Genomic DNA, 15,640 nt, shown 5'->3' with positions numbered 1-15,640 from the left:
CGTTGCGTCGGCCGACCACCTCGTCGATGCTGGCCGCCGCGGACCCACCACGAGCGAGGAGCGGGCTCGATGCAGCAGTCGGCGACGCAGCGCAGCGGCAGCCGGGCAGTGCGGTGGCAGGCCCGGATGACGGCCGGCGTCGTCGGCTACCTGGTGTTCGTCGAGTTCACCAGCGGGGTCCTGCAGGGGTACTACATCCCGCTGCTCACCGACATCGCCCGGCACCTCGGCATCAACGACGCCGACGTCAACTGGCTCGAGGCCGGCCAGCTGATGCTGTCGGCGATCGCCGTCCCGGTGCTGGCCAAGCTCGGTGACCTGCACGGGCACCGCCGGATGCTGCTCTGGTCGGCGGTCGTCGTCGCGGTGGCCACCATCGTGCTGGCGTTCGCCCAGACCTTCCCGGTGTTCCTGCTGGCCTGGGCCGTGCAGGGCGTCTACGCGGCCTGGCTGCCGCTGCAGGTGGCGCTGATCTACAGCCGGTCCCGCGGGCTGCCGGACACCGCGGCCCGCACCCGGCGAGCCACCGGCCTCATCGTCGCCGCGCTGCAGCTGGGCGCCATCGTGGGCGCGCTCAGCGGCGGGGTGATCGGCGACCTGCTGGGCGACGCGCTCTGGCTGGTGCTGCTGGCCCCCGGCGTGCTGGTCGTCGGGGTGGTCGTGGTCGTCTGGAGGCTCGTGCCCGAGGGGACCGACCGGATGCAGGGGGTGGTCGACTCCGGCGGCGCCGCGCTGCTGACCGCCGTCCTGCTGGTGGTCACCGGGGGGCTGACGTTCGTCCGGCTCAACGGGGCGGAGCAGGCCTGGCCGTGGCTGGTGGTGGCGGCCGGCCTGCTCCTCGTCTGGCCGTTCGTGCGCTACGAGCTGCGGCAGCCCGACCCGCTGGTCGACTTCCGGGTGCTGCGCAGCTCGGCGATGTGGCCGGTGCAGCTGACCGCGGGGCTGTTCGGGGTCAGCGTGCTGGGCGCGCAGGGGCCGCTGTCCACGTTCGCCCGCACCGACCCGGACGTCTACGGCTACGGCCTCGGGCTGTCGACCAGCTCGGTGTCCCTGGTCATCGGGGCCTACGTGATCTCGATGCTGGTCGGGGCCAGCCAGTTCGCCCGGGTCTCGCGGCTCACCACCCCGCGGCTGACCCTGATCGGGGCCGCGGCCCTGGTCGCCACCGGCTACCTGCTGCTGGTGCCCTTCCACGACCAGCTCGGCCAGGTGCTGGCCGGCATGACGGTCGCCGGAGTCGGTTCCGGTGCGCTGGTCGCGGCTCTGCCCGCCGCGGCGGCCGCCGCCGCTCCGGCCGGCCGGACCGCCGTTGCCACCGGGCTCACCAACACCACCAAGGTCATCGGCGGCATGTTCGCCTCGTCGGTGTTCGCCCTCGCCCTCGCCGCCGGCGCCCCGCTGCTGGCCGGCGGGGTGGTGGGCACGGCCGGATCGCTCACCGGGTACGTGACGGTCTGGACCATCTGCGGCACCACGGCGCTGATCGCCGCCGTCGCGCTGGTGTTCGTCCCGCGGCTGGCCTTCGCCGACCCCGAGCAGACCGAGGACCGCGCCGCCGCGGTCCGGGAGGAGACAGCTGGATGAACCGGACGCTGCTGACCACCGGAGCCGCCGTGGGGGCCGGCGCCGCCCTCACCCGGGTGCGCCGCTTCCGGCCGCCGGCCCGACCGGATGTGCCGCACGCGGACGTCGGGGCGATCGACGCCACCCGGGCCGCCGACCACCTGGCACAGCTGATCCGCATCCCGACGGTGTCCCGGCGCGACCCCGAGCAGGTCGACCAGGCCGTCTTCAGCAGCTTCCGGGAGCGGCTGGCCGAGCTCTACCCGCGCACGCACCGGGAGCTCGAGCTGGAGCTTCTGGGCACCGGCGCGATGCTGTTCCACTGGCGCAGCGGGAACGGCGCGCAGCCCCTGGTGCTGATGGCGCACTACGACGTCGTGCCGGCCGACGGGCAGGCGTGGACCCGCGACCCGTTCGCGGGCGAGGTCGTCGACGGCGTGGTGCACGGCCGCGGGGCGATCGACGACAAGGGCGCCCTGGTCGCCGTCCTGGAGGCGGTGGAGTCACTGCTGCACGAGGGATTCCGCCCGGCCCGGGACGTCTACCTCTCCTTCGGCAACGACGAGGAGGTGGCCGGCACCGGGGCGCGGACGGCGGCCCAGACGCTCGCCGCGCGCGGCATCACGCCCTGGGCGGTCGTCGACGAGGGCGGCGCCGTGGTCACCGGGGTCTTCCCCGGCGTCCCCGGGCCGATCGCCGTCGTCGGCATCGCCGAGAAGGGGGTCGTGGACCTGGAGCTGACCACCGAGGACGCCGGCGGGCACGCGTCGTCACCGGTCCGCGGCGGCGCGACCGCACGGCTGGCCCGCGCGCTGGTCCGGCTGGACGAGCAGCCCTTCCCGGCCCGGGTGAGCGACGTGGTGCTGGCGCTCGTCGACACCGTCGGCCGGCACGCCCCGGCCGGGCACCGGGCGCTGTACGCGCACGCCGCGCTGCTGCGGCCGGCGCTCGCCGGCCTGCTGTCCCGCGCCGGTCGGGAGGCCAGCGCCCTGGTGCGGACGACGGTGGCGATCACCCAGCTGGAGGGCAGCCGGGCACCCAACGTGCTCGCGACCCGGGCCCGGGCGATGGCCAACGTGCGGGTGGTGCTCGGGGAGACGGCCGAGTCGGCGATCGAGCGCATCCGCGGGGTGATCGACGACCCGAGCGTGCGGCTGGAGGCGACCCGCGCCGACGACCCGTCGCCGGTGTCCCGGACGGACAACGAGGCCTGGGCGACGCTGACCGCGGCGATCCAGGCGGCCCACCCGGCGGCGACGGTCACCCCGTACCTGATGGTGCAGGCCAGCGACGCGCGCCACTTCGCCCAGATCAGCGACAGCGTCTACCGGTTCATGCCCTTCGACCTCAGCTCGGCGCAGCTGGCGTCCCTGCACGCCGCCGACGAGCACCTCACCGTGGCGGCGCTGGCCCGCGGGGTGGCGTTCTACCGGGAGCTGCTGCAGCGGTCGTGAGCTCGGCCGTCACCGCGGCGACCGCGGCAGCGGGGGAGGGCAGCCGGCCCGAGGCCAGCACTGCCCCGTCGACGATCAGCGACTCCACCGCGATCCCGGCCCGCACCGAGCGCCGCAGCGCCGCGCCGCGCAGCCCGCGGCGGCGCCCGTCGGTGACCAGGGCCGGGACCAGCCAGAGCCAGTTCGTCGGCGCGACGACCTCCACGGCGACGTCGTCGGGGAGTGCTGTGCGCAGCGCCCGATAGACCGCGCCGACCTCGTCGGCCGGGGCGGCGTGCCGGTGGCCGCCGCCCTCGTCGAAGGGGCGGGCGGCCCCGCTGCAGCAGCCGCCCGACCCCGCGGCGGCGCGGGGCCCGCGCACCAGGACGACGCGGTGCCTCACTGCCGGTCGTCGCGGGACGTCTGGCCCAGCTCCGCGTCGTCGGTGGGGGACGTCGGGTTCGCCCGGGCGACCGCCGGGTCGGACGTGCCCCGCGCCTCGGCGCCGGGCTGGGAACGCTCGCGGAACGCCGTCCGCAGCGCCAGGGCGGCCTCCACCATCAGCCAGATCGCCAGGAAGAAGATCAGCGCGTCCAGCGGGGCGAGCACCCAGTTGTCGGCCTCGACGAAGTTCCGCAGGTTGGCGATGAGCGCCCAGGAGGTCATCGCCAGCAGGAACACCAGCGGGATCAGCACGGCCAGCGGGTTGCGGCCCTGGCGGGTCACCCACACCGCGATGACCGAGAGCGCCAGCCCCGCGGTCAGCTGGTTCGTCGTCCCGAACAGCTGCCAGAGGACGCCGAAGGTGTAGCCGGCCTCGCCGCCGCCGGGCAGCAGCGCCATCGCCAGCGGGATGAGCACCGCGACCGTGGTGGCGAGGGTGAGGTTCCGGGCCAGCGCCCGCACCTTGATGATCTCGCCGATCTCCTGCACGACGTAGCGCTGCAGCCGCACGCCGGTGTCCATCGTGGTCGCGGCGAAGCTGATCACCACCACGGCGGCGAAGATGGTGGCGAGGTCCAGCGGGATGCCGATGTTGTTGGCGAACACCGCGACGCCGTCGACGAAGTTGCTGGTGGCGCCCCCGGAGGCGGTGGCGAAGTCGGGGTAGAGCGCCTGCCAGTCCGCCTGCGAGGCGGCCACGCCCGCGGTGGCGGCGAGCACGGCGCCGGTGGCCAGCGAGCCCTCGCCGACCGCGCCCATGTAGCCCACGTAGCGGGCGTCCGGTTCGGTGTCCAGCTGCTTGGACGTCGTCCCCGAGGAGACCAGGGAGTGGAACCCGGAGATGGCGCCGCAGGCGATGGTGATGAACAGGAACGGGAAGAAGCTGGGCGAGCCCTCCGGGACGTCGTTGACCATCGGGGCCTGGATGGTGTTCATCCCGACGATGACGCCGACCGCGATGACGGCCAGGGCGATGAAGAGCTGGTGGCTGTTGATGTAGTCGCGGGGCTGCAGCAGCACCCAGACCGGGATGCGGGAGGCGATCCAGGTGTAGGCGAACAGCAGCACGACCCAGACGTTGCGGGTCTGCTCGACGCCGAGGGCCTCGGCCAGGCCGTCGAGCTCGATCGGGAAGGCGTTGCCGACCAGGATCAGCGCGTACAGCACGATGACGCCGGCGATCGAGGGGATCAGCGCCGAGGAGCGGGTCCGGTAGATGTACTGGCCGATCAGCATGGCCAGCGGGATCTCGACCACGATCGGGATGACCGCGCCCGGGTTGGCCACGAACAGGTTGCCGATGACCACCGCGAAGACGGCGTTCACCAGGGTCAGCAGGAAGAAGATGATCGCCAGGAACAGCATCCGGGCCCGGCCGTTGACCACCTCGCCGGCCAGCGTCCCGATGCTCTTGGCCTTGTGCCGCACCGACACCACCAGCGACCCGAGGTCGTGCACGCCGGCGGCGAAGATGGTGCCGAGCACGATCCAGGCCAGCGCCGGGCCCCAGCCCCAGAACACCGCGATGGCCGGGCCGACGATCGGGGCGGCTCCGGCCACGGAGGTGAAGTGGTGGCCGAACAGCACGTGCTTGTTCGTCGGCACATAGTCGACGCCGTCGTTGAACTCGTGCGCGGGCGTGCGGAACGCCGGGTCCAGGACGTAGACCTTGCGGGCCAGGTAGCTCGAGTAGTACCGGTAGCCGAGGAAGAACAGCACCCCGACCACGGCGGCCACGGCGAATGCGGGCACGGACAACCCCCCACGTCCTGGGCGGCCGAGCGGCCACCGCAGGGCGAAGAGTAGACAGTTGCTGTGACCGGCACCACGACCCTGGGCGCGGCGGTCCGCTCCGCCGGCGTCGCCGAGCTGGTGTGGCGGCGCAGCGAGCAGCCACCCGGCGCACTGGGCGTGGTGCCGCTGTGGCTGGGGGACCGGCCCGCGGTGGCACTGCCCTGGGCCCAGGTCGAGGCGGCGCGCGCGGCCGCCGCGGGTGGCGAGGCGGCGCTGGTGCTCTCCGACCCGCGGCTGACCGGCCCGGGCTGGGAGCCGCTGGTGGCCACCGGGCGGCTCACCCTGGTCGAGGACGGCGACGGCAGCCTGTTCACCGAGCAGCTGCTGGACCAGGAGCTGCGCAAGCACCCGCCGTCCCGGGCGCTGGCGGACTCACCGATGCTGCGCCGGGAGCACTGGTGGTACCTGCCGCGGCTGGTCCTGCTGCTCGACCCGGTCGACGTCGTCCCGGGCGGGCGCCGGGACGGCCCGGCCGACGCGGTGCTCGCGGTCGACGACGACGGGCTGCACGTGCGCACCGTCCGGGTCATCGACTGGGACGCCGACCCGCTGTCGTTGACCGGGGCACCGCCCGACGTCCGCGGACCGGCCGTGCTCGTCGGTCAGGAGCTGTCGGTGCCCGACGTCGAGCGGTGGACCGTGCACGTGACCAGCGGCCACGCCGCGGACGGCCGGCTCACCGAGGTGCAGCCGGCCGAGGACCGGGCCCTGGAGCCGGTGCCGGGCCTGCGCGCGCGGGTGCGGCGACAACGGGCGCTGGAACGTGGGTGCGTCCAGGCACTGCGGGCGGCCGGCCACCGCTGAACGGCCCCGGGGTCAGTCGGGCGGGCCCTCGGCTGTGGGGTCGGGCAGCAGGCTGCTGAGCATCCGGGCGGTCATCTCGACCAGGGGCAGGTGCCGGGTCAGCGTGCGGGGCTGGGCGCGGGAGGCCACGCCGCAGAGGGTGCCGAACACCGCGCCCTCGCGGGTGACCAGCGGGACGCCGATGTAGGCGGCCACCCGTTCGGCGTGCCCGGTCATCAGGTCGCGGTAGGCCGGGGTCGCGGCCGCGACCGTGGCGACCCGGGGCCCGACCCCGCTGACCATCGAGTGGCAGAAGCTCTGCTGCCAGGGCACCACCGTGCCCTGCGGGATGACCTCCTGCGGGTGGGCGTACAGCACCACCTGCGAGGGCTCCTGGAGGTGGGTGACCATCCAGACGTCCAGGCCGACGGTGCGATGCAGGAACGCGAGCGAGGCCCGTGCGGCCGCCCTCCAGTCCTCGAAGGGGACGACGTCGTCCACGACGAGCGGGACCATGCTCCCGATGATCCGCCTCCTCCGGCAGTCGTCAACGTCCGCGGACGGGGGCGATCCGGTACCGGCGGGAACTCACCGTACCGTGGTCTTCCGCTCACCCTCGGCGACGGCTGGGGTGGCCGACCGTCGGTACCGTGCAGGGCATGGCCACGAGCAGGTCCGCGGGACAGGGGCCCACCGGTGAACCGGTCCGGCCCGGCGTCCTGCGCTGGCTCTGGTACGCGATGGGCGGCGGTCTGCCCGAGCGGCACGCCAGCTGGGTGCTGCACGACACCACGACCGCCACGTGGGGCTGGCGGCACGTGCTCCGGGCGGTGGTGCAGATGGCGGTGCCGATCGCGCTGGTCCTGCTGCTCGTCCCGGGCCCGTTCTGGATCCGCGGGATGACCGCGCTCGGCGGCCTGCTGCTCGGGCTGATCTTCTCCTTCGCCTACATGACCGAGACGACCGAGAACCGGGTGAAGAAGGCCGGCTACCCGGTCGGCACCGCCCAGACGGTCCGCGACCGGGCGCAGGCCGGCCGGGACGCCGAGCAGACCGCCAGGCGGCGGGCGGCAGCGGACAAGCGGGCCGCCCGCTACCGGGAGCGTCAGGGGCGCTGAGCCCCCGGGGCGTCGAACCAGGTGACCTGGTCGGGCGCGGCGGTGAACGGGTTGGCCCACTCCGACGAGGCGCCGGTGATCGGCTGGGCGTCGGTGACGACGACGAACGGCGTCCCCGGGTAGACGGCGAGCACCCGGGTGGGGGAGGAGAGCTCCTCGGTGCGCTCGATCAGCTCGCCGCGGCGCAGTTGCTGGGTCGTGCGGCGGCCGGACAGCTGCTCGCCCACCTCGGCGACCCACTGGGCGCCCTCCTGCCCGAAGGCGATCGAGTGCACCCGCTGCCCGGGCGGTGCGGGCTCGCAGCCGGCGAACTCGGCCAGGGCCTCGTAGAGCCGTTCGGCCTGCTCGTCGTCGCTGGCTCGCGGGAGGAAGAAGGCCACCATGGCCGCCATCCTCGCCGAGGCGACCGACACTCCTGCCGGAGAGCGGGCTCGGTCAGCTGCCGCCGACGCCTCGGAGGACGTCGAGGTCCCCGGCCCGGGCCGCTTCGAGCCGCAGCCGCTCGATCTCGGCCTGCACCGCCGACAGGTCCCCGGACGAGCGCAGCAGGTGCGCGAGCGCGCCTGCGCTGTCGGCTCGCGCGGCGCGGGCGAGGGAGTCGATGAGCTCCCGCAGCGAGCCGCTCTGCTCGCCGTGGCTCACCAGGCGCGCGACGCCGTTGACCGTGCTGCGCACGTCTTGGATCAGGAACGGGAGTTGGCGCACCGTGTAGCCGATCAGGACGAGCAGGTCGAAGGGCAGGCGCACCAGTGCGACGACGGCCGGGACCAGGCCGAACGTCGGGGGAGGAGGCGGGCTGGCCGGGCCGAGGTCGTCGCTGGACGTCATGGGCTCACTCTCGCTCTAGAGGTCGTGGTCTGCACCTCTCCGCCGTGCGAACTACCCCAGTCGGCGGCGGAGCAGCTCGTCCTCCTTGCGCAGCACCACCGTGACCAGCTCCCGCACCGCGCCCTCCGCCTGTCGGCCGATCAGCGGGGCGTCGACGGTGGCGTCGCCGGTGACCGTCGACGTGGTGCCCGTGGGGTCCGGGACCAGCCGCCGCTCACCGGTGACCTGGACGACCCGGCCGAACACCTCGGCCCGCACGTCGAGCTCGCTGCGGTGGCCGCCGGCGCCGTCCGGGCTCCAGGCGCTGCGTTCCACGACCGCCACGGACGAGCCGACGAAGCGGGCGAACACCGGCGGGATGCCGGCGGTGGGGGCGGCGAGCCGGGTGGTGGTGCTGGTCCCGGCCACGGTCACCTCCTGGACCTGCGCGCCCAGCGTCGCGGCGCGGTCGCGCAGGAACTGCTCGTCGGTCAGGAGCGCGAGGACGGCGTCCGGGGTGGCGGGGTAGCTGCTGGTGGAGTCGATGGGCACCACCCCATCGTCGGCGGTGCGCGCCGTCCGCGCCGGGTCGACCGCACTGTGACCAGCTCGTGATCGACAACTGGGCAAGCGCACCCTAAGTTGCGTTAGGCAAACCTCAGTTGCTCGTCTCGCCGGCCACGCGTCGTGCCGCACGGGCGCTGTACCACCACCCGGAAGGACCCCATGCGTCGCGCCCCGAGACTGGTCACGGTCTCCACAGCAGCACTGCTCGTCGGCGGCCTCGCCGCCTGCTCGTCGGACTCGTCGACCGTCGAGACCGACGCCGCCGCGGACTTCACCCCGATCACCGTCGAGCACGCCTTCGGGACGACGACCATCGAGTCCGAGCCCGAGCGGGTGGCCACGGTGAACTGGGCGAACCACGAGGTGCCGCTGGCCCTCGGCGTCGTCCCGGTCGGCATGGCCGCCGCCAACTTCGGTGACGACGACGGCGACGGCATGCTGCCGTGGGTCTCCGAGCGGCTCGAGGAGCTCGGCGGCGAGACCCCGGTGCTGTTCGACGAGACCGACGGCATCGACTTCGAGGCGGTCGCCGACACCGACCCCGACGTCATCCTCGCCGCCTACTCGGGGCTGACCCAGGAGGACTACGACACGCTGAGCGAGATCGCGCCGGTCGTGGCCTACCCGGAGGCGCCGTGGGCGACCCCGTGGCGGGAGATGATCGAGGTCAACGCCGCCGGCATGGGCATGGCCGGGGAGGGTGACGAGCTCATCGCCGACATCGAGCAGGACATCGCCGACACCGTCGCCGAGCACCCCGAGCTGGAGGGCAAGTCGACGATGTTCCTCACCCACGTGGACACCGCCGACCTCAGCGAGGTCAGCTACTACACGCCCTACGACACCCGCAGCGCCTTCTTCGAAGACCTCGGTCTGTCCACCCCGTCCAGCGTGGCCGAGGCCTCCACCGACAGCGAGCAGTTCTCCGGGACGGTCAGCGCCGAGCAGGTCGACGTGTTCGACGACGTCGACATCATCGTGACCTACGGCGGCCAGGAGCTCGTCGACGCGCTGAACGCCGACCCGCTGCTGTCGCAGATCCCGGCGGTCGCCAACGGGTCGATCGTGCTGCTCCCCGACACCCCGCTGGGCACGGCGGCGAACCCGACGCCGCTGGCCATCTCCTGGGTGCTCGAGGACTACGTCGCCATGCTCGCCGAGGCTGCTGACAAGGCAGCATGACCTCGGTCCTGGCCACCCCGGCCCCGGACGCCGCCGTCGTGCGGCGCCCGGGGCCGGTCCGGTTCCTCTGGCTGCTGGTCGTGGTCGGACTGCTGGTCGCCCTGATGGCCCTCTCGGTCGCCGTGGGCTCCCGCGGGGTCGGCTGGTCCGACATCGTCGCCGCGCTCGGTGGGTCGACGGAGAACATCGGGCAGGCGGCGGTGACCAAGCGGATCCCGCGCACGGTCCTGGCGGTCGTCGTCGGTGCTGCGCTGGGCCTGTCCGGTGCGGTCATGCAGGGCGTCACCCGCAACCCGCTGGCCGACCCCGGGGTGCTCGGGATCAACATGGGCGCCTCACTGGCGGTGGTCGCCGGGATCGCCTGGTTCGGCCTGTTCTCGGCGACCAGCATCGTCTGGACGGCGATCGTCGGCGCCGGCGTCGCGGCGGTCTTCGTCTACGCCGTCGGCTCGCTGGGCCGGGGTGGGGCGACCCCGCTCAAGCTCGCCCTGGCCGGCGCGGCCACCTCGGCCGCGCTCACCTCGTTCATCACCGCGGTCGCCCTGCCTCGCGGCGACATCGTGGAGAACGTCGTGTCCTGGGAGATCGGCGGTGTCGGCGGTGCCACCTTCTCCGGCATCGGCACCGTGGCTCCGTTCCTCCTCGTGGGGCTGGTCGTCAGCCTGCTGTCCGCGCGCAGCCTGAACTCCCTGGCGCTGGGCGACGAGCTCGCCGCCGGCCTCGGGGAACGGGTCGCCCTCGCCCGGGGCGTTGCCGCGCTCGGGTCGGTCCTGCTGTGCGGCGCCGCCACCGCGGCCGCCGGGCCGATCGGGTTCGTGGGGCTCGTCGTCCCGCACCTGTGCCGGCTGCTGGTGGGCGTCGACCACCGCTGGCTGCTGCCCTTCTCCGCGATCGCCGGCGCGTGCCTGCTGACCGGCGCCGACGTGCTCGGCCGGATCGTGGCCCGCCCGACCGAACTGGACGTCGGCATCCTCACCGCGATCATCGGCGCCCCGTTCTTCATCGCGATCGTCCGCCGGCAGAAGGTGCGCGAGCTGTGACCGCCGTCGTCACCCCAGCGCCCTCGACCGTCGACACCGTCGCCCGCGGGCGCGTCCGCCGTGCTGCGCGCCGGCGGCTGGTGATCACCCTGCTCGCGCTCGCCGTCCTGGTGGCCTTCGTGGTGACGCTGATGGTGGGGCGCACCTTCTACCCGCCCGGCGACGTGCTCCGCGTCGTCCTGGGCTCCGACGTCCCCGGGGCGTCCTTCACGGTCGGGACGCTGCGGCTGCCGCGCGCCGTCCTCGCGGTCGTGGCCGGGCTCAGCTTCGGTCTGGCCGGCGTCACGTTCCAGACGATGCTGCGCAACCCGCTGGCCAGCCCCGACGTCATCGGCATCACCTCGGGGGCCAGCGCCGCGGCGGCCTTCGCGATCGTCATCCTGGGCTGGTCCGGCACGGCGGTGTCGGTCACCGCGATCGTGTCGGCGCTCGGGGTGGCCCTGCTGATCTACACGCTGGCGTTCAAGGACGGCGTGGCCGGCACCCGGCTGATCCTGATCGGCATCGGCGTCGCCGCCATGGGCAAGAGCGTCACCTCCTACGTGTTGTCGAAGGCCGGGGCCTGGGACTTCGCGGAGGCGCTGCGCTGGCTGACCGGCAGCCTCAACGGCAGCACCTGGGAGGCCACCGTGCCGGCCCTGGTGGCGCTGCTGGTCTTCGGCCCGGTCCTGCTCGGGCAGACGCGGAACCTCTCCGCGTTGCAGCTGGGCGACGACACCGCCTCCGCGCTGGGCGTCCGGGTGGAGCGCACCCGAGTCATCGCGATCGTCGCCGCGGTCGCCCTGCTCGCGTTCGCGACCGCCGCGTGTGGTCCGATCGCGTTCGTGTCGTTCCTGGCAGGTCCGATCGCGGCGCGGCTCGTGGGGCCGAACGGCTCGCTGCTGGTGCCCGCCGCGCTGGTCGGGGCGCTGCTCGTGCTCGTGGCCGACCTGTGCGGCCAGTACGCGTTCGGCACCCGCTACCCGGTCGGCGTGATCACCGGCGTGCTCGGGGCGCCGTACCTCATCTACCTGATCGTCCGCAGCAACCGCACCGGAGGCTCCCTGTGACCGCCACCCACTCGCTGGCAGCCGAGGACCTCACGCTGGCCTACGGCGAGCGCACCGTCATCGAGGGCCTGGACCTGCTGGTGCCGCCGGGGCGGATCACCGCGGTGGTCGGGGCGAACGCCTGCGGGAAGTCGACGCTGCTGCGCTCGATGTCGCGGCTGCTGGCCCCGCGCAGCGGTCGGGTGCTGCTCGACGGCAAGGCGGTGCACCGGCTGCCGGCCAAGGAGCTGGCCCGCACGCTCGGTCTGCTGCCGCAGTCGCCGATCGCGCCGGAGGGGATCACGGTCGCCGACCTCGTCGGCCGGGGGCGGCACCCGCACCAGCGGGTGTTCTCCCGGTGGAGCAAGGAGGACGACGCCGCGGTGGCGGCCGCCCTCGACGCGACCGAGACGACACCGCTGGCCGACCGGGCCGTCGACGAGCTCTCCGGCGGGCAGCGCCAGCGGGTGTGGATCGCGATGGCGCTGGCCCAGCAGACCGACCTGCTGCTGCTGGACGAGCCGACCACGTTTCTCGACGTCGCCCACCAGATCGAGGTTCTCGACCTGCTGACCGACCTGAACCGGACCCGCGGGACGACGATCGTGATGGTGCTGCACGACCTGAACCTGGCCGCCCGCTACTCCGACCACCTGGTCGCACTGTCGGGTGGACAGATCCACGCGGCCGGCACCCCGGAGGCCGTGCTCACCGAGGAGTGCGTGCGCGCGGTGTTCGGCCTCGACAGCCAGGTGATCGTCGACCCGACCTCGGGCAAGCCGCTGATGCTGCCGATGGGCCGCCATCACACCGCCCCGCGCGCCGACGTCCTGCAGGGCACACCCGGGAGCTGACCGGGCTGACGCCTGTCCGGGCGGGACGAGATGTGGCGCCGGGGGAGGAGCTAGGCGACGTCGTCGCCATCTCGCAGGGAGCGGACCATCTTCTGCAGGACCCGGAAGGCGTCGGACTGCTCGCGATCGGTCAGGCCGGTGAGCATCCGGACCTCGACGGACCGGACCGCTGCGGTCGCCTCCTCGAGGCTCCGCCGGCCGCGAGGCGTGAGCCGGGTGGGCAGGGCCTTCCCGACGGGTGGTTCCGCGGGCCTGGTCACGTAGCCCTCTCGTTCCAGGGCTTGGAGCAGCACGTTCATCGACTGCCGGGTCACGAACGCGCCGCGCGCGAGCTCGGAGTTCGACGAGCCCGGTCGTTGGGCCAGCAGTTCGAGGCAGGCGTAGCGCGTCACGTTCATCCCGAGCGGCCGGAGCACGTCCTCCATGGCCACACGGAGAGCACTGGATGCCTCTTTGAGCAGGTAGCCCAGCGACGTCTCCAGGTCGACGCCGACACCGTCTTGACTCATGTCAGCATCCTGACATACGTTCCTTCATGTCAGGAACCTGACACATACGAAGGAGCGACACCATGCCCGTCACCGGCCCCGACTTCATCTCGCTCCAGGCGCGCGACCTCGACGCGTCACAGGCGTTTTACGAGCAGTACCTCGGCCTCGTCCGCTCGCCGGCCGGACCTCCGCACGCCGTCGTCTTCGACACGAAGCCGATCGCTTTCGCACTCCGCGACGTCGTCCCCGGCACCGATCTCGCCTCCGTCGCCCAGCCCGGGATCGGTGCCGCGATCTGGCTGCACGCCACCGACGTCCAGGCCATCCACGATGAGCTCGTCGCCGACGGCCACGCCATCGTCTCCGCGCCGATCGACGGGCCCTTCGGCCGGACGTTCACCTTCGCCGACCCCGACGGCTACCAGGTCACCCTCCACGACCGCGCCTGATCGATGAGTGCTCACCTCGCTCGGCAGCTGCGCTGACCAGCGCCTCACGTACGGCGATGGTCAGCGGTTGGTGGAGAGCACGACGTCGTCGACGTAGGTGATCCCGGTGGCGGCCTGCGAGTCGCGGTACTGGCCGATCTTCAGGTAGGACCCGGAGTCCATCATCGTGCGGCCGTACTGCCAGCCGGCCCGCTGCACTCCGTCGACCCAGGCCTCGGCCCCGCCCGTTTCCGGGTCGTTGGACATCACGAAGTGCACGTTCACGTCGAACCACTCGCCGAGCACGAACTCACCGGCGGGCACCAGGACCTGGCTCTTGCCCTCCATGCCGACGCGGAGCAGCAGGTCGTTGTCGTCGGACAGGCCCAGGGTGATCGCGGGGGAGGAGATCCCGGTGTGCCACTGGGTCAGGATGTAGAACCGGCCGTTCTGCTCCTGCTGCATGGACGGGTCGACCATGAGCCGCTGCTGGAACCAGCCCTCGAAGCCCTCGGTGAGGGCGGTGGCCGACCTGTCGGCGGAGGAGGGGGACAGCTCGGAACGCTCTCCGCCAGCCGACCGGTCGCCCTGGCGCAGCTCGAAGCGGGCGACCCGGCTCCCGTCGATGGTGGGGAACGTCGTGCGGGTGGGCGAACCCTCCGCCGCCCACCCGGGGCACAGGCTGGACGACGCGGCGGTCTCGTGGTTCTGGACGTGCACCCACACGCCGCAGTCCAGGCCGCTCTCGAAGTCGTCGGACCACAGCACGGTGTTCCCGGCCGGGCCACGGCCGGCGGCGACCGGCTGCGGTTCCGCGGTCGGCTCGGTTGTCGGCGTGGGTGTCGGCTCGGGCGCCGGTGTCGGTGCCGGCTCCGGTGCCGCGGTGGGTGCGGCGGTGGGCGCCGGGGCCGTCGTGGCGGGAGGCGGCTCCTCCACGGGTGCGCTGGTGGTGGGCGCGGCCGGCTCGGTGGCCTTGGGCTTCTTGTTGGCTTGGCCCCGCGGACCCTCGGTGGTGACCTGGACGTCGGACCCAGCGCTGGTGACGGCGGTCGGGCGGTCCTCGCGGGCGGCGTTCGCGACGGTGGAGCCGGTGAGGAGGGTGGCCAGTGCGAGCGCGCCGACGGCGGCAGCTCGGCGGGTGGGGGAGAGCAGCATCGGGGTCCTGTTCAGGCATGGGGGTGAGCCACGCCCGGACGGGTGGCGATGTAGGTATCGGCTGGGTCCGGGAGGAAGCGGAGCGCCCGTCAGCCGTCCGGGGGAGACCTCCGGCAACCCGTCCGACGAGTGGGCAGTCGCCGAGTGCACGGGGTGTGCCACGTCGTCCGCGGCTTCTGCAGCGTCGGAGCGCTCGCGGAGGACGGCGAAGCCAGGCCGTCGCGCGTTCGACGGTTCAGCTGGGCGGGCCCCCGACACCACGGACGCGAGGCAAGATGTCAGACCTGTCTTGTATGAGTGGCGACCGGGATCTCAGACCTCTCCGTCGAGGAGGCAGGACGAGTGGCACGAACGGCATGTCGTCCCACACCGGAGGAGCACGCGCCATGAAGCACATCAACTCGATCGAAATCGCCCTGCCGCGGGAGGGCGTGGCCCAGCTGCTCGCCGACCCGGCACACTTCCCGAAGTGGCTGCGGGGCCTGGTGCTGCACGAGCCGCTGAGTGGGACCCACGGGCAGCTCGGAACCAGGTCGCGGGTCGTGATGCAGTCGGGGCAGCGGGAGATGGAAGTCACCGAGACGATCACACGCCGGGAGCCGGCAGACCTGCAGAGGATCCCCGAAGGGATCGTCGTCCACTTCGACCGCGAGATCGTCGGCGCGGGCATGTGGAGCGTCGTGCGCGATCGGCTGACCGAAGCCGGTCCAGAGACGACGCTCTGGGAGAGCGAGAGCGAGTACCGGTTCAGCGGTCTGCTGATGCGACTGATGGGGCTTCTCATGCCCGGCGTCTTCCGCAAGCAGTCGCAACAGCACATGCAGGACTTCAAGGAGTTCGCCGAACAGGGGAAGGACGTCCGCGAAGGGCAGAGCTGATCTGCCGCGATCAGCACCGACGATCGTCAACGGAGATCGGCAGCTGCTCGGCGCACCCGGTCACGGGATCCAGAA

General features: G+C 73.0%; 18 protein-coding genes. 10 read left to right on the top strand and 8 right to left on the bottom strand.

The genetic code is table 11. From position 1 onward, the window contains the following. Positions 1–69 precede the first annotated feature (69 nt). Both O2W15_RS17025 and O2W15_RS17020 read left to right on the top strand, forming a co-directional pair. The gene (locus O2W15_RS17025) at positions 70–1,584 is read left to right on the top strand and encodes an MFS transporter (RefSeq protein ID WP_269180227.1); all 1,515 of its coding nucleotides are present in this window, start codon (positions 70–72) and stop codon (positions 1,582–1,584) included. Beyond that, on the top strand, positions 1,581–3,017 hold the full coding sequence (locus tag O2W15_RS17020; protein ID WP_269180226.1) for a M20/M25/M40 family metallo-hydrolase: 1,437 nt from the start codon (positions 1,581–1,583) through the stop codon (positions 3,015–3,017). Before O2W15_RS17025 ends, O2W15_RS17020 begins: the two co-directional genes overlap by 4 nt. Here the strand turns inward: O2W15_RS17020 and O2W15_RS17015 are convergent. Together O2W15_RS17015 and O2W15_RS17010 are read right to left on the bottom strand one after the other, a co-directional pair. After that, the gene (locus O2W15_RS17015; protein WP_164700009.1) at positions 2,956–3,399 is read right to left on the bottom strand and encodes a hypothetical protein; all 444 of its coding nucleotides are present in this window, start codon (positions 3,397–3,399) and stop codon (positions 2,956–2,958) included. The two genes, O2W15_RS17020 and O2W15_RS17015, sit on opposite strands and share 62 nt — an antisense overlap. After that, positions 3,396–5,192 (bottom strand): carbon starvation CstA family protein, encoded by a 1,797-nt coding sequence (locus O2W15_RS17010; RefSeq protein WP_269180276.1) that lies wholly within the window; start codon positions 5,190–5,192, stop codon positions 3,396–3,398. The genes O2W15_RS17015 and O2W15_RS17010 overlap by 4 nt, the downstream gene beginning before the upstream one ends. A gap of 63 nt (positions 5,193–5,255) precedes the next feature. Between O2W15_RS17010 and O2W15_RS17005 the strand changes: the two genes are divergently transcribed. Then, positions 5,256–6,038 (top strand): hypothetical protein, encoded by a 783-nt coding sequence (locus O2W15_RS17005; protein WP_269180225.1) that lies wholly within the window; start codon positions 5,256–5,258, stop codon positions 6,036–6,038. Between the two features lie 12 nt (positions 6,039–6,050). Here O2W15_RS17005 and O2W15_RS17000 read toward each other — a convergent pair whose 3' ends face one another. Further along, complete coding sequence (locus O2W15_RS17000) at positions 6,051–6,533, bottom strand: histidine kinase (protein WP_269162022.1); 483 nt, start codon at positions 6,531–6,533, stop codon at positions 6,051–6,053. Between the two features lie 143 nt (positions 6,534–6,676). Between O2W15_RS17000 and O2W15_RS16995 the strand changes: the two genes are divergently transcribed. Further along, positions 6,677–7,135 (top strand): DUF5313 family protein, encoded by a 459-nt coding sequence (locus tag O2W15_RS16995; RefSeq protein ID WP_269162023.1) that lies wholly within the window; start codon positions 6,677–6,679, stop codon positions 7,133–7,135. Here the strand turns inward: O2W15_RS16995 and O2W15_RS16990 are convergent. From O2W15_RS16990 to O2W15_RS16980, 3 genes are read right to left on the bottom strand one after another with little or no spacing between them, the layout of a single operon-like run. After that, a complete protein-coding gene (locus O2W15_RS16990; protein ID WP_269180224.1) occupies positions 7,123–7,518 on the bottom strand; it encodes a hypothetical protein in 396 nt (131 codons plus the stop codon). The two genes, O2W15_RS16995 and O2W15_RS16990, sit on opposite strands and share 13 nt — an antisense overlap. 52 nt (positions 7,519–7,570) lie before the next feature. Further along, positions 7,571–7,963, bottom strand: coding sequence for a hypothetical protein (locus O2W15_RS16985; RefSeq protein WP_269180223.1), 393 nt, complete (start codon positions 7,961–7,963; stop codon positions 7,571–7,573). 51 nt (positions 7,964–8,014) lie between these two features. After that, positions 8,015–8,494 (bottom strand): DUF2505 domain-containing protein, encoded by a 480-nt coding sequence (locus tag O2W15_RS16980; RefSeq protein WP_269180222.1) that lies wholly within the window; start codon positions 8,492–8,494, stop codon positions 8,015–8,017. A gap of 174 nt (positions 8,495–8,668) precedes the next feature. On the opposite strand from O2W15_RS16980, the gene O2W15_RS16975 reads away from it, so the two are divergent. The 4 genes from O2W15_RS16975 to O2W15_RS16960 are packed head-to-tail and all read left to right on the top strand — an operon-like array spanning position 8,669 to position 12,613. Beyond that, complete coding sequence (locus O2W15_RS16975) at positions 8,669–9,691, top strand: iron-siderophore ABC transporter substrate-binding protein (RefSeq protein WP_269180221.1); 1,023 nt, start codon at positions 8,669–8,671, stop codon at positions 9,689–9,691. Further along, positions 9,688–10,731 (top strand): FecCD family ABC transporter permease, encoded by a 1,044-nt coding sequence (locus tag O2W15_RS16970; protein ID WP_269180220.1) that lies wholly within the window; start codon positions 9,688–9,690, stop codon positions 10,729–10,731. Before O2W15_RS16975 ends, O2W15_RS16970 begins: the two co-directional genes overlap by 4 nt. Beyond that, on the top strand, positions 10,728–11,780 hold the full coding sequence (locus O2W15_RS16965) for a FecCD family ABC transporter permease (protein ID WP_269180219.1): 1,053 nt from the start codon (positions 10,728–10,730) through the stop codon (positions 11,778–11,780). The genes O2W15_RS16970 and O2W15_RS16965 overlap by 4 nt, the downstream gene beginning before the upstream one ends. Next, positions 11,777–12,613, top strand: coding sequence for an ABC transporter ATP-binding protein (locus O2W15_RS16960; RefSeq protein ID WP_269180218.1), 837 nt, complete (start codon positions 11,777–11,779; stop codon positions 12,611–12,613). Before O2W15_RS16965 ends, O2W15_RS16960 begins: the two co-directional genes overlap by 4 nt. 50 nt (positions 12,614–12,663) lie before the next feature. Here the strand turns inward: O2W15_RS16960 and O2W15_RS16955 are convergent, their stop codons facing one another. Continuing rightward, positions 12,664–13,122 carry a MarR family winged helix-turn-helix transcriptional regulator gene (locus O2W15_RS16955; protein ID WP_269162031.1) on the bottom strand — a complete coding sequence of 153 codons (459 nt, stop codon included), beginning with the start codon at positions 13,120–13,122 and terminating at the stop codon, positions 12,664–12,666. Between the two features lie 62 nt (positions 13,123–13,184). Between O2W15_RS16955 and O2W15_RS16950 the strand changes: the two genes are divergently transcribed. Next, positions 13,185–13,553, top strand: a complete 369-nt coding sequence (locus O2W15_RS16950; RefSeq protein ID WP_269180217.1) for a VOC family protein — start codon at positions 13,185–13,187, stop codon at positions 13,551–13,553. Positions 13,554–13,613: 60 nt separating this feature from the next. On the opposite strand, the gene O2W15_RS16945 is transcribed toward O2W15_RS16950, so the two are convergent. Beyond that, complete coding sequence (locus O2W15_RS16945; protein WP_269180216.1) at positions 13,614–14,687, bottom strand: heparin lyase I family protein; 1,074 nt, start codon at positions 14,685–14,687, stop codon at positions 13,614–13,616. 386 nt (positions 14,688–15,073) lie between these two features. On the opposite strand from O2W15_RS16945, the gene O2W15_RS16940 reads away from it, so the two are divergent. Then, positions 15,074–15,565 (top strand): SRPBCC family protein, encoded by a 492-nt coding sequence (locus O2W15_RS16940; RefSeq protein WP_269162034.1) that lies wholly within the window; start codon positions 15,074–15,076, stop codon positions 15,563–15,565. Positions 15,566–15,640: the final 75 nt, after the last annotated feature.

It is taken from the genome of Modestobacter sp. VKM Ac-2979, assembly GCF_026967995.1.
Taxonomy (GTDB): Bacteria; Actinomycetota; Actinomycetes; order Mycobacteriales; family Geodermatophilaceae; genus Modestobacter.
This window is presented reverse-complemented; position numbering and strand designations above follow the sequence as displayed.